Below are 13131 nucleotides of genomic sequence, written 5' to 3' on the forward strand. Positions count from 1 at the left end.
GAGACACTGGATGAACCCCATGGCCAGCCAAGCCCATGCAGCGGCGGCGCGCGCGCACCGCTTGCCGCTCAGGCAAAAGCTCGGTTTTGCCGCCGGTGGTCTGGTCGACGGCACGGCGCTGCACCCGCTCAACATCTTCCTGCTCTTCTATCTGACCAGCGTTGCGGGGATGGCCCCCGGCCTGGCCGGCGCGGCGATTGCAGCGGGCCTGGTCGTGGATGCCGTCGCCGACCCGCTCATCGGCTCGGTGTCGGATCATTGCCGGTCCAGGCTCGGCCGGCGGCTTCCCTTCATGCTCGGCTCGCTGCTGCCGATCGCGCTCAGCCTGATCTTGCTCTTCTCGCTGCCATCCTCGCTCGCCGGCGTTGGCCTGTTCGCCTGGGTTGCGTTCCTGTCGGTGGCGTTGCGCGTGTCCGTATCACTGTTCCTGCTGCCGGTGACCGCGCTCGGCGCCGAGCTCACCGACGATTATCGCGAGCGCTCCACACTGATGACGCTGCGCTGGTTCTTCTTCATGTCGGGCGGCATCGCCGGCCTGCTGCTCGGCTTCGGCCTGTTCTTTGCCGGGCCTCAAGGCCTGATGGCGCGCGGCCAGTACACGCCGTTCGCGATCGCGCTGTCGCTGATCATCATCGGCGGCGGGCTGGTGGCGTGCTGGACGGCGCTGACGACGCGGGGACGGGAGCATCCACCGACCGCCGAGGCGCATTCCGGCGCGGCTTTTTTCCGGGAACTCGCCGAGTGCCTGCGCAACCCGTCGTTCCGCATCGTGCTGACGACCAATATACTCTTCTTCGTCGGTTTCGGGGTCAACAGCGTGCTCGGGATCCACGCCAATACCCTGTTCTGGGGGCTGACCGGCGGACAGACCCAGGCCGTTACCATGGCGCTGTTCTTCGGCCTGTTCCTTGGCGCGCCGCTGGGCGGCCTGCTGCTCTCCCGGCTGGAGAAGCGCACCGTGCTGGCGCTGGGCATTTCGGTGCTGCTGGCGTGCCAGTCCGCCCCGGTGCTGCTGCGGCTGGCCGGGCTGTTCCCGTTCGAGGGCGCCACGCTCGCGACCGCCCTGACATTGTTCGCGCTGATGATGGGCATGTTCATGGGCGCGGCCGGGATCGCGATGAACGCGATGGGACCGGACGTGGCCGACCAGCATGACGTATTGTTCGGCACCCGGCGCGAAGGCCTGTTCGCGGCGGGCAATGCCTTTGCCAACAAAGCCGCATCGGCGGGCGGAACGCTGGTCGCGGGCCTGCTGCTCGGTTTCATCGCCTTGCCGAAGGGCAGTCATTTGAGTGCGGGCGATGTGCCGGAGCGCAGCCTGCACCTGCTCGGCCTGGTCTATGGCCCCGGCGCCGCGCTGTTTTCGCTGCTGGCGGTGATCACGATCCTGCAATACCGCATCGACCGCGCGGCGCATGCCCGCAACATCGCCGTGCTGAACGACCGGCGACTGGCCCTGGACGCGGCGGCTTGATCGTCACAGGCGGATGATTGTTGCCGGTGCGGGTCCGGGCCCAATCGATGGTCGACCGGGGGCGGGTACGATGCGAGTCGCGCACCCCTGAATCGCGGTTTTCCGCTGTTCTTTGCAAATAAAAAACGCCACCCCTGTTATGTTGGATTTGGAGTGCGAATTTCCGGCCCATTTCCAGCGCCTTGAGCCCCCTTCACCCCTGTTCCGGATAACAGGGGTGGAACGCGCCGGAACAGGGGTGAGCCGACCGCTGTTCATGCCGAAACAGCGGGTCCAAAGCGCGCAATTCTATCCAGTCATGTCAAAGAGCGGGACGAAGCGCCGGCTGGCATTCCGTCCGCCGTTATGCTGGCATGAGCGGGGGCTGGGTTGAATCGATGCGGCCAGCATGCCATCCGGCGCTGATGTTGATCGACGCTAGGTCGTGGCTCATAAATCGGACTGACGGCTGACGCCTCATCTGCAGACGTTCGTGCGGATGGCCGCTAGGCGTCCCAACTCGGTTGTTCAGGCAATCCGCGAGCGATCCCGAGAGCAGCCGCCCGTTCAGGCGGTCCCTATGCTCAGCAAGGGAAGGTCTTCTTCCGGGGCAATCCCGAGGCCCCTAGTCTTGCTCTGAGAGCGCCAGTCGCAAAGGCGCCTCTTCTCCCGCTACGTATCGCGTTGGAAATCCCGCCCATTCCGATTGTCTTTTACTTGATCCAGGCCCTGGTTCACGCAAAGACTTCAGTGGGAAGGGGCTGGGATCAAATGTTCGAAAGCATTTTTTCGGTAAGACGCTTGCTGCGTCTCGTGCGATCAGGCGACAGCCGACGTTTCGGCCTAGAGCTGGAAGCCGATGGCGAGGCAATCATAGCGCAGATTGCCGCCGACGCAGCCTTGCGGCTGGTCCCGATGGCCGCATTCATCACCGCAAAGGTCAAGCGCAAAGACTGCGTTGCCTATAACGCCTACCCAGAGAATATCGTGCTTCGCGCGGTCGCAAACTACGTTTCGCGTCGGTTTCGCGTCGTAGCCACGAGCCGCGATCGTATCATACGTGGCGTAATCGAGGCGATGTTCGATCAGACGCCGATCTACGTGATCCGTCGCGACCTTGCCTCTTTCTATGAGACCGTGCCGCTTGAGCCGGTGAGAAACCGGCTGCTCTACGACACGGCCATTCCGCGGTCCGTGCGGCATTACCTGCGTGAGTTTTACGAGCACCACTGTGGAGTGAACATTATCGGTCTTCCGCGAGGTGTGGGGCTAACTACCGTGCTGGTTGAGCTAGCGATGCAGCCGTTTGACGAGGCGATCCGTGCAATACCAGGCGTATATCGATACTTCCGCTACTCAGATGATATGCTCATTTTGACTTACAAGGATCCGGGAGAGGTAAAAGAGCGCGTTGACGCTGCTCTGAAGAAGCTACCAGGTATGGCTTTTAATAAGGCTAAATCCGATGAATATGCGTTCGCGGGAGACACTACCAGCCCGCCAGACCCGCTTCGCCCCTCGACCGCCAATTTTGATTTCCTCGGCTATCGGTTCACCGCCGAGCAACGGATCAATCGAGATCGCCCACGCAAGATTTGGGTCTCGATTGCGGATAAGAAAACTAGGCTGATGAAAACACGAGTATATCTATCACTCAAAACGTTTCTGAAGGATGGCGACGGCAATATGCTAATCGACCGTCTGCGCGTTTTGACCGGTAACTATCGTATTAATCGTCGAGGCGTTAATTTTATTCGCAGATCCCGTTATATTTATGCGGGAATATACTATAACTATTGGCGGTGTGGTGAATACATCAATGGGATTCACTGTCCTGCCGCACCCGAAAGTTTACGAGACGTTGATAGGTTCTTGCATGGACATATGAAGACGCACGGCGGAAAATTCAGAGTCGCCATAAGTGGGCTGCCGCTTCCTCAACGCCGAAGGCTCGACGGGTTATCGTTCGAACGAGGCTTCGAAGGTCGGCGGATGGTCCGGGTACCGTTTCAGCGCTTCTCCAAACTGAAAGCGATTTGGCGCAATGCCTGAGATACCAAAGGCGCTGCGCGTACGGAGCTTGCTGACCGATACCCTTCCGTATGAAGTGCCGGTCATCTTCTCGAATGATAAGCTTCACGCAGCGTTATCGGCCACTATGCCGCCGCAAATCGAGAGGCTTTGGAAAAAAATGCGGGAGGGGAAGAAAGCCTACACAATCCCCTACAATTACGAGATTGCAAAGGATGATAATCGCACGACCGTTCTGAGCGTGATTCATCCAAGAATTCAGGAAGAAATGGCCGAATTCTATGAGGCCCACAATTCCAGCCTTCTTAGCCACTGCTCGAACGGACACATATCCCTCCGACGACCAGTAAGTCTTGCATCGCCCTACATATCTAGCGAAACAGTTGATGAAGAAGGTAAATTACGCCTAGGCGTCGCTCAACTTCTTGTAAATGAGAAGCAGCCAGATGTTTCTCACATTCCTTCGTATTTTGCATATGGAAGATATAATCTACTAGGAAAGTTCATTGGCTCGCGCGAATTTATTAGACTTGAGGGTCGATATCTACGATATCGCACGCTGGATGTTTCTAAGTGTTTTTACAATATATACTCTCATACGATTAATTGGGCAGTCAAGGAGAAGATAGTAGCGAAAGAGTTCAAGTCAGCTTACACATTCGAGGCGCAATTTGACAAACTGATGCAACTCTCAAACTACAACGAAACTAACGGTATTGTTGTTGGCCCAGAATTTTCTCGTATTTTCGCCGAGATCATTCTTCAAAGAATTGACAATAATATTGTTGAGGACCTCAAGACTGAGGGACTACGGCTCAATGTTGATTACAACGTACATCGCTACGTAGATGACTATTTCGTGTTTTCTAATACAACCGATACCTTGGATATCGTCGAAAACGAAATCCGGAAGCAGCTAGAGTTTTATAAACTCTACGTAAACGACAAGAAGGTTGATACGTTCGTTCGCCCTTTCGTCTCGAAGCTATCCCTCGCCCGACAGGAAGTTGGGTCGTTGCTGCGCAACATTCGGACAACTTTGCACGACTTGCGTAAGGCAGAGGAACCCGCAGAGGCGCGTCGGCATCACCGGCACCTCAAGGCGTTGATGGCCGAAATCCGCCTCGTCGTTTCCAAGTACGAGATCGCCTTTGCTAACATCAGTGGCTGGGTCATGTCTCGCCTGAAAAGACTAAGCCGCGTCGCCATGCATTCCATGAAGGGCGAGCTTCCAGACGGAATGCACCCACTGATCGGTGATGTCGTCGTCACGATTTTGGAACAGGCCTTTTACGTCTGTGCGATCGATGTCCGCGTTCGGTCCACCTATTCAATAGCTCAATTCTGTCTTTCACTCCGAGAAGGTGCGCAACTCTTTTCGGAAGAGCAGCAAGATTTGATCTCGCATATCATAATGGACCAGTGCTTAGCGATCCTACGTTCGTTTCAAGCTCGGGAAGGAGAAAAGTTCGGCTACAAGGACTCGGTAGAAGTCTTTAATCTACTGATAGTGGGATCGCTGTTTGTTGGTGCCGAATTCCTTCGCTCCAGTGACATCCAAGATATTCTCAAGGCCTTTTATCAGAACGGATCGATCTCTTACTTTGCGTTTATCACACTCAAATTTTGCTATCTGAAAGACCAGCTCCGGTTCGCCCCTGATTTGGCCGCGCTGAACGCTCTCGTCGAGACGAGGATAACAAGCCCCGACGTTGATTTTTTACGGGATACCGAAGACTTTTTGCTTCTGAACGATTGGATATCGTCGCCCGATCTGACTCCCCAAACGAAGCGCGATGTCCTCAACAGGATTTTTGGTGCTGAGGTTTTTGGCCAAGCCGCGACGCAGGAACTTGAGAACTGGGCAGGTTTCGTGGATTGGTCGGGCCTAAGCGTCTATCACCTGCTGGCGAAAAAAGAGTTGCGACCGGTATATTCTTGGGGTTAGCTGGCGGGGTCCGGTATTCTCGCCTGCATCGGTTTAGCTGATGATAACGCGCGCGAGATTGGTGTCCTAGGATACCGTGGTTCCCCCGTGCGGGCCGCAAGGCACACACGTCGCGAGAATGCCGGCGCTTCCACCAATCGGCCTGGGCACTCAGAACAACCACTTCCCACCTCTCCCGGACACCCTGCAGCAACGTCGCCCACAAGCCCCCAACCTACCCGACCACACGCTCCCGCTCGGCATTAACATGCCCGAACAACTCCATCAGATAGGCAACGCTCGCCTCCGTCTCGGCATCCAGCAGCGTGATGGCGAGCCCACGAAATATCTGTCATTCCCGCCATGCCGGTCCGTTGATCTCAAGACCGCGCTTTTCGAGCTGGTCGAGTACCCCATCGCGTTCGGCAAGGACCCTGAGCGGCACGACCGCGAGCGTGACGCCGGGTTTCACCGTGGCGTCGCGGATGGCGTCGACCCATTGCTGGCGCAGGGCGTGACCGAAGCCGTCGTTGGTCCAGGGCCAGCAGCGTCCGAGCGCTTCCTCAAGCGGATTGGCCATCACCGCCGGCACGTCGAGCCTGGTCCAGGCCCGGCCGCGCTCGGTCACGATCCCGGCTCCCGCCTCCGTCGCGGTCATCGCGGCCTCGAGACAGGGGATATGGGTCTCGGCGGCCGCGCCGAAGAGATTGTCGAGCATGTCCTCGCCACGCACTTCGCCGACCGGCTGGGCGGGTATCTTCGCATGACGGGCAGCCTTGCGGACGATATCGGAGGCGTCATCGGCCGTATCGCGATTGAATGCGAGGCGCTTCGACAGCAGGTCGAATGCCGCCATCAGGAAATTCTGCCGCGAGTAATCCTGATCGAAGCGGCGCTCGAGCGCCTGCAGCCTGCGCAATTGCTGCGGGTTGAGATAGTCCGCCGCGACGCGCCCCTTGGGAAGCTTGGTGAGCCGGCCGCCCTTGAAAATGAGCCGGAAGATATCGCCGGGCGATATCTTCGCCTTGGTACCGAGGATGATACGCTGCGCCCGCCCGGTCGCGGCTTCCAGCCGCTCCGGCTGCCACGGCGTCGCCTTTGGGACTTCAGCGATCTCACCGACAAGGATAACGACCCCGGCAGATGTGTCGATCGTCCACATCGGCGCACCCGAGCGGCGCGCCGTCACCACGATATCGTCACTGACATCGGCCGGCGCCGTCGCCTGCTGCGCCAAGGCCGGGTGCGGCGCCATGACGACCGCCGTCCCGGCGGCCAGCAGGAGGGCCATAAGGCCTATGGTCTTCATCCGATCACTCCCGCTCATGCGCAGCACGCCTCCGACGCCCTAAAAGGCCGGAGCAGGATTCGGAAAGCGCTTTTCCAGGATCGGCATCCTGATCGGCGATGGCGCCCCGCCCTGGGGACAGCGTAGAATGCCGGAAGCATGTCGCGGGAGGGCACAATGAACGATGGAGCCATACGGGCCGCGCTGGATCGCCATTGGCGTGCCGCGGACGCCGACGATTTCACCGCCGAGCATGAAATCTATCATGCGGATGCCGTGCTCGAGTATCCGCAGTCGGGCGAAAGGCTCCGCAGCCGCGAAAGGATCGAGGAGAGCCGGCGCGTTCAGCCGAACGCGAAGCGCTTTACGATCCGGCGCATCATTGGCGGCGGCGACCTGTGGATCACCGAATTCATCCTCACCTATGACGGCGCACCATCTTTCGTGGTGAGCATCATGGAGTTCCGCGACGGGCTGGTCGCCAGGGAGACGCAATATTTCTCCGATCGGTTTGACCCCGGCCCCTCCCGTGCGCACCTTGTCGAACCCATCGGCGAAATCCCATCCTCCTGAAGGGAAACGATGCCGCATCCTGCCCTCGGTGCGGCCCTGGCTCGCCGCGACATCGCTGGCTAGCCTTACCGGGCAAGGCAGATGCTCGGCGCCGGCAGGGAACAGCCAATAATCGAAACCAAGCAATTCCGATTAGCGGGTTGCGATCGGCGCAACCGACCCTCAGTTCCCTGATGACATCATCCGGGAAGTTTTCATGAAGAAAATCGGCTTTCTCTCGTTCGGGCACTGGTCCGCATCGCCCCAGTCGGCGACGCGTTCCGCGAGCGACGTGCTCCTGCAATCGATCGACCTTGCCGTCGCAGCCGAGGAGCTTGGCGCGGACGGGGCCTATTTCCGCGTCCATCACTTCGCGCAGCAACTCGCATCGCCTTTCCCGTTGCTGGCGGCCGTGGGCGCGAAGACGAAGCGCATCGAGATCGGCACCGGCGTGATCGACATGCGCTACGAGAATCCCTTCTACATGATCGAGGATGCGAGTTCGGCCGATCTGATCAGCGGCGGGCGGCTGCAATTGGGGATCAGCCGCGGCTCGCCCGAGCAAGTGATCGATGGCTGGCGGCACTTCGGCTTCGCGCCGGCCGAAGGCGAGAGCGAGGCGGATATGGGACGCCGCCATGCGGAAGTGTTCCTCGACCTGCTCAAAGGGGACGGTTTTGCGCAGCCCAATCCGAATCCGATGTTCCCCAACCCGCCCGGATTGCTGCGGCTCGAGCCGCATTCGGCGGGGTTTCGCGACCGCATCTGGTGGGGCTCGGCGTCGAACGCCACCGCGATATGGGCGGCGCAGATGGGCATGAACCTGCAAAGCTCGACGCTCAAGGCGGACGAGACGGGTGAGCCGTTCCACGTTCAGCAGGCCAAGCAGATCCGGGCCTATCGCGCGGCGTGGAAGGAAGCCGGCCATGCGCGCCAGCCGCGCGTATCGGTCTCGCGCTCGATCTTTGCCCTGATGGACGATCGCGACCGCGCCTATTTCGGGCGCGGCGACAGCAGCGATCAGGTCGGCATCATCGACCAGATGCGCGCCGTGTTCGGCCGGTCCTACGCCGCCGAGCCCGACCGCCTGATCGAGGAGCTGAGGGCGGATGAAGCGATCGCGGAAGCGGATACGCTGCTGCTCACCGTCCCGAACCAGCTCGGGGTCGACTATAACGCGCATGTGATCGATGCCATATTGACTCATGTGGCACCGGCGCTCGGCTGGCGCTGACCGAAACGGGAACAGCGCGGGACGCTTGACCTTGCCGCGTTTGACGGTGACGTATCGGCAATGTCAGATTTTGGTTCTCCGCAAATTGGCCCGGCGCTTCAGCACAGCCGCAAAAAGGCCGGCATGACGCTCGACGTGCTGGCGCATGCGTCGGGCGTGTCGCGGTCGATGCTGTCGCAGATCGAGCGTGGCCAGACCAACCCGACGGTGGCGACCGTATGGGCGCTGGCCCAGGCGCTGAAGATCGATGTATCGGAGCTGATGGGCGGCGCGCGGCCGGAGCGGCGCCCGCACATCGAAGTGGCCTCACCCTCATTTACCCCCGAGATCCGGACCGAAGACGGAGCCTGTGTCCTGAGAATCCTGAGCCCGGCAGACCGGGCGGACAGTCTCGAATGGTATGAGATACGATTTGCCGTCGGCGGCAAGCTGACATCGGCGCCGCATGCGCATGGCACGCGCGAGCACCTCACCGTGCTGGACGGCGAGTTGCGCGTGACCCTTGAAGGCGCCGAGCAAATCGTCGGAATCGGCGCCACGGCGCGCTATCCTGCCGATATATCGCATGAAATCAGCAATATGGGACCGGATCCGGCGCGCGCGTTGCTTGTCGTGATTGGGTAGAATTCTTATATACTGGACTCCGTGTCCGTTATATTGCATTTATGCTGTGTTCAAAGGAGCTCAGCATGGATCAGCCATTCTACGACCGCATCAGCGACTCGCTGCGGGGCATCGAAGCCGACGGGCTGCTGAAAGCGGAACGCGTGCTGGCGGGCCCGCAACAGGCCATGGTCTCGGTGCGGGGCCAGCATGTCCTCAATCTCTGCGCCAATAATTATCTCGGGCTGGCGGCCGATCCCCGGGTGGTCACGGCGTCGGTGGAGGCAACCAATCGCTGGGGTGCCGGCCTCGCCTCGGTCCGGTTCATCTGCGGCACGCAGGAGATCCACAAGACGCTGGAAGCGACGACCGCCGACTATCTGGGATTTGAGGATTCGATCCTGTTCGCCGCCGCGTTCGACGCCAATGGCGCGGTGTTCGAGCCGCTGCTCGGCGCGGAAGACGCGATCGTCTCCGACAGCCTCAATCATGCCTCGCTGATCGACGGCATCCGCCTGTCCAAAGCGCGGCGCTATCGCTTTGCAAACAACGACATGGCGGATCTCGATCGCGTGCTGGCGCAGGCCAGGGCGGAGGGTGCCCGTACGATCCTGATCGCCACGGATGGAGTCTTTTCGATGGACGGAACGATCGCCGACCTTGGTGCGATCGCCGACCTGGCCGAACAGCATGGCGCCCTCACTTTGGTCGATGACTGTCACGCCACCGGGCTGCTGGGACCGGGTGGGCGGGGTAGCCTGGCCTATCGCGGTGTCGAAGGGCGGATCGACATTCTCACCGGCACGTTCGGCAAGGCGCTGAGCGGATCGATGGGCGGATTCGTCGCCGCACGCCGCCCGGTGATCGACCTGTTGCGGCAGCGCGCGCGCCCCTATCTCTTCTCCAATGCGCTGGCGCCGGGGATTTGCGGCGCGGCGCTGGCCGCGATCGAGATTGCGCGCGGGACCGAGGGCGATGCGCTGCGCGAACGGCTCGAGCGCAACACGCATCGCTTCCGTGCGGGGCTTGCCGCGCTGGGTTTCGACTTGCTGCCCGGCGAACACCCGATCGTGCCGGTCATGCTGTACGACGCGCCCAAGGCCAAGCGCATGGCGGAGGAGCTGCTGGCGCTGGGCATCTATGTCACCGCCTTTTCCTTCCCGGTCGTGCCGCGCGGCCTGGCGCGCATCCGCACGCAGATGTCGGCCCATTTCACCGACGATCAGATCGATCACGCCGTCAATGCCTTTGCCCAGGCGGGCCGCAAGCTGGAGATCATTCAATGAACACCGCCGTTCTCGCTCGCCCTGAAACGACCGTGAAGACGATGAGAGGTCTCGCCAAACTGGAGGCGAAGGAAGGCGTGTGGGCAACGCGCGCGCCGATCCCGGCGCCCGGTCCCGACGATGTGCTGATCAAGATCGCGCGGACCGCGATCTGCGGCACCGACGTCCATATCCATGCCTGGGACGAATGGGCGGCGCGCACCGTGCCGGTGCCGATGATCTTCGGCCATGAATTTTCCGGCGAGATCGTCGAGATCGGCGCGGCGGTCACGCGCGATCTGCGCATCGGCCAGCGCGTCTCCGGCGAAGGTCACATCATCGACATCAATTGCGCCGCGTCGCGCGCGGGCAAGTTCCATCTCGATCCCGGCACTCAGGGCATCGGCGTGAACCGCCAGGGCGCCTTTGCCGAATATCTCAGCCTGCCGGCGTTCAATGTCGTACCGTTGCCGGAGGATGTCTCGCTCGATGTCGGCGCGATCCTCGATCCGTTCGGCAATGCGGTGCATACTGCGCAGCAATTCGACCTGCTCGGCGAAGATGTGCTCGTCACCGGCGCCGGACCGATCGGGATCATGGCCGCCGCAGTCGCCCGCCGGGCGGGCGCGCGATCCGTGGTGCTGACCGACGTCAACGATTATCGCCTCGACCTGGCGACGCGGCTGGCCGACGTCCGGCCGGTCAATGTCGGACGCGAGGATTTGCGCGATGTGATGCATGAACAGGGCGTGCCGGAGGGATTTGGTGTCGTGCTGGAAATGTCGGGCGTCGAAAGCGCGATCCGGCAGGCCGTCGCCCATGTGGCGATGGGCGGCAATATCGCCATGCTTGGGCTGCCCAGCCGCGACATGCAGGTCAGCTGGTCGGACATCATCCTGAAAGCGGTCACGGTGCGCGGCGTTTACGGACGCGAGATGTTCGAAACCTGGCGCAAGATGTTCGGCCTGATCCGAGGCGGCCTCGACCTTGAGCCACTGATCACGCATCGCCTGGCGGTCGATGACTTTGCTGCGGGATTCGACCTGATGCGCAAGGGCCTGTCGGGGAAGGTCGTGCTCGACTGGAGCCATGCGAGCGGCTGACCGCATCGCTGACATTGGCGGCACGCCCGAACTGGCGCTACGCAAGGGGTTGAAATCGGCGGCGTTTATCAAGCGCCGCCGGCTCGCCTCCGTATAAGTACAGCGCCACATCGTAAGGCCTGAGTCATCGACGACTGCGACAAGCGGCGTTGGGCGCATTTTCCGCTTACGGGCCGCCTCGCCGAACGGTTGGCCCGAAACCAGGCGGGTTGACGGGATCGTCTTTCGATGCCGCCAATCCGGACGGCAGAGGCGAATGACGATGCTCACCAGATTGCTCCGAGATCATGACAAACTTCGTGCCATCGGCGCAGATCTGGCGGTGCTTGTTTCGAGCCGTGAGCCATGCGATTCGGAGGAGCTGATGCAGAAACGTTGCGAGATGACGCGAACGGTGCACCGGCATCTCGCCTATGAGGAACGGCAATTGTTCCGGCGCCTCAGGGATGATCCGGACCCGCTGTCGCGCAGGGCCGCAAACGATTGCATGGCGGGCATCGAGCAGCTCCATATCGCGTACAAGGCACATGTGGCGATGTGGACGGCCAAGGAGATAGCGGCACGCTGGCCGGATTTTCAGAAGGCCGTGAAGATACTGATCATCGGCATGCGAATAAGGCTGGACCGCGAAGAACGCGAACTGTTCCCCCTTATTGCCGAAACCGAGGAACTCGGGTCACCCTGGCTGCCGGGGACGCGCAACTGGGCTGGCGACGGGATTGCGATCCAGTCCGTCATAAAGCGCCCGGGCACCGCATGCGCTCCGGCTCCGTCCTTTACCGAACAGGCCTCCGCAAAGATATCGCGGCAGATATCATGATTCCCTTCCGGGTGTTGATCGTCGATGATTCCCTCACGATTCGCGCGATGCTTGAACATATCATCTCACGCGATCCGGAGTGCCAGGTGGTCGGCATTGCAGCGGACATCGACGACGCCCGCTCCCTGATGCGCACCAGCCATCCCAATGTCATAACGCTGGACCTGACCATGCCCGGCCTGGGCGGCCTTCATTTCCTGCGAGAACTGAAGGGGCATCCGCATCCCCCGATCATCGTCCTGTCATCGTCCGCCAAGGACGGCTCAGTCGAAGTGGAAGAGGCGATGGCCAGCGGGGCGGCGGCATGTTTCGATAAGGGCAAGTTGCTCAGCGCCGGCCCATTGTTCGTAAGCACACTCAAGAAAACGCGGGACAGAATGATCTAATCGCTTCGGCCGGATTCAGGCCGGAATCTCGGTCGTCCCCGCAAGCGACGAGGCAGTCGACGGCCCCGCACTCTCGGCCAAAAACTTGAGGGTGAACAACGTGACCCGGTCAGCGTCGGAAACGGTCATCTTCCACGCCTCGCAGTTCCAGAAACGCTCCGGCATTTCCTTGAGGACTTCGGCCGAATACCGCACCGCCTCCATCCTCGCCGCAGCCAGATCTGGCCATTCCGATCCGTCCAGGTCAGGCAGGTCCTCACCATCAGCAATATCGAAAAAATAGTGGGGCATGGCGGCTTTCAAATCCCAACGGGAGCGCTTCAAGATCCAGGCCGCCCCTTGCCTTCCGCATAAGAAGGCGATTGTCAGAATCTGCAACAAGGCGCCGTTCCGGACAATATAGTGAATTTCCATAGGCACAACTGCAAGAAAAATTCACGCTGAATATCAAGCATATTCGTCCCAATAC

Annotated in this window: 12 protein-coding genes; 10 read left to right on the forward strand and 2 right to left on the reverse strand. The window is 60.7% G+C overall.

Annotation, left to right across the window (positions count from 1 at the left end):
• The first annotated feature begins 19 nt into the window (after positions 1 to 19).
• The 3 genes from H3Z74_RS18005 (at position 20) to drt3b (ending at position 5432) form a co-directional block, all read left to right on the forward strand.
• The gene (locus H3Z74_RS18005) at positions 20 to 1474 is read left to right on the forward strand and encodes an MFS transporter (RefSeq protein WP_187760950.1); all 1455 of its coding nucleotides are present in this window, start codon (positions 20 to 22) and stop codon (positions 1472 to 1474) included.
• Positions 1475 to 2137: 663 nt separating this feature from the next.
• Positions 2138 to 3505 (forward strand): antiviral reverse transcriptase Drt3a, encoded by a 1368-nt coding sequence (drt3a, locus tag H3Z74_RS18010; RefSeq protein ID WP_187760951.1) that lies wholly within the window; start codon positions 2138 to 2140, stop codon positions 3503 to 3505.
• 28 nt (positions 3506 to 3533) lie between these two features.
• Complete coding sequence (gene drt3b, locus H3Z74_RS18015) at positions 3534 to 5432, forward strand: antiviral reverse transcriptase Drt3b (RefSeq protein ID WP_187760952.1); 1899 nt, start codon at positions 3534 to 3536, stop codon at positions 5430 to 5432.
• Between the two features lie 331 nt (positions 5433 to 5763).
• Here the strand turns inward: drt3b and H3Z74_RS18020 are convergent, their stop codons facing one another.
• Positions 5764 to 6702: a TraB/GumN family protein gene (locus H3Z74_RS18020; protein WP_229726652.1), complete on the reverse strand. Its 939-nt coding sequence runs from the start codon at positions 6700 to 6702 to the stop codon at positions 5764 to 5766.
• Between the two features lie 174 nt (positions 6703 to 6876).
• Between H3Z74_RS18020 and H3Z74_RS18025 the strand changes: the two genes are divergently transcribed.
• The 7 genes from H3Z74_RS18025 to H3Z74_RS18055 all read left to right on the forward strand — a co-directional run bounded on the left by H3Z74_RS18025 (position 6877) and on the right by H3Z74_RS18055 (position 12662).
• Positions 6877 to 7272, forward strand: coding sequence for a nuclear transport factor 2 family protein (locus tag H3Z74_RS18025; protein ID WP_187760953.1), 396 nt, complete (start codon positions 6877 to 6879; stop codon positions 7270 to 7272).
• Positions 7273 to 7468: 196 nt separating this feature from the next.
• Complete coding sequence (locus H3Z74_RS18030) at positions 7469 to 8485, forward strand: LLM class flavin-dependent oxidoreductase (protein WP_187760954.1); 1017 nt, start codon at positions 7469 to 7471, stop codon at positions 8483 to 8485.
• A gap of 60 nt (positions 8486 to 8545) precedes the next feature.
• On the forward strand, positions 8546 to 9109 hold the full coding sequence (locus H3Z74_RS18035; RefSeq protein ID WP_187760955.1) for a helix-turn-helix domain-containing protein: 564 nt from the start codon (positions 8546 to 8548) through the stop codon (positions 9107 to 9109).
• A 65-nt stretch (positions 9110 to 9174) separates the two neighbouring features.
• Positions 9175 to 10374 carry a glycine C-acetyltransferase gene (locus H3Z74_RS18040; protein ID WP_187760956.1) on the forward strand — a complete coding sequence of 400 codons (1200 nt, stop codon included), beginning with the start codon at positions 9175 to 9177 and terminating at the stop codon, positions 10372 to 10374.
• Positions 10371 to 11456, forward strand: a complete 1086-nt coding sequence (gene tdh, locus H3Z74_RS18045) for an L-threonine 3-dehydrogenase (protein WP_229726653.1) — start codon at positions 10371 to 10373, stop codon at positions 11454 to 11456. The genes H3Z74_RS18040 and tdh overlap by 4 nt, the downstream gene beginning before the upstream one ends.
• A gap of 256 nt (positions 11457 to 11712) precedes the next feature.
• A complete protein-coding gene (locus H3Z74_RS18050; protein WP_187760957.1) occupies positions 11713 to 12276 on the forward strand; it encodes a hemerythrin domain-containing protein in 564 nt (187 codons plus the stop codon).
• Positions 12277 to 12290: 14 nt separating this feature from the next.
• Positions 12291 to 12662: a response regulator gene (locus H3Z74_RS18055; RefSeq protein ID WP_187760958.1), complete on the forward strand. Its 372-nt coding sequence runs from the start codon at positions 12291 to 12293 to the stop codon at positions 12660 to 12662.
• Between the two features lie 15 nt (positions 12663 to 12677).
• On the opposite strand, the gene H3Z74_RS18060 is transcribed toward H3Z74_RS18055, so the two are convergent.
• The gene (locus tag H3Z74_RS18060) at positions 12678 to 13076 is read right to left on the reverse strand and encodes a DUF6894 family protein (RefSeq protein ID WP_187760959.1); all 399 of its coding nucleotides are present in this window, start codon (positions 13074 to 13076) and stop codon (positions 12678 to 12680) included.
• Positions 13077 to 13131: the final 55 nt, after the last annotated feature.

It is taken from the genome of Sphingomonas alpina (genome assembly GCF_014490665.1).
Classification (GTDB): domain Bacteria; phylum Pseudomonadota; class Alphaproteobacteria; order Sphingomonadales; family Sphingomonadaceae; genus Sphingomonas; species Sphingomonas alpina.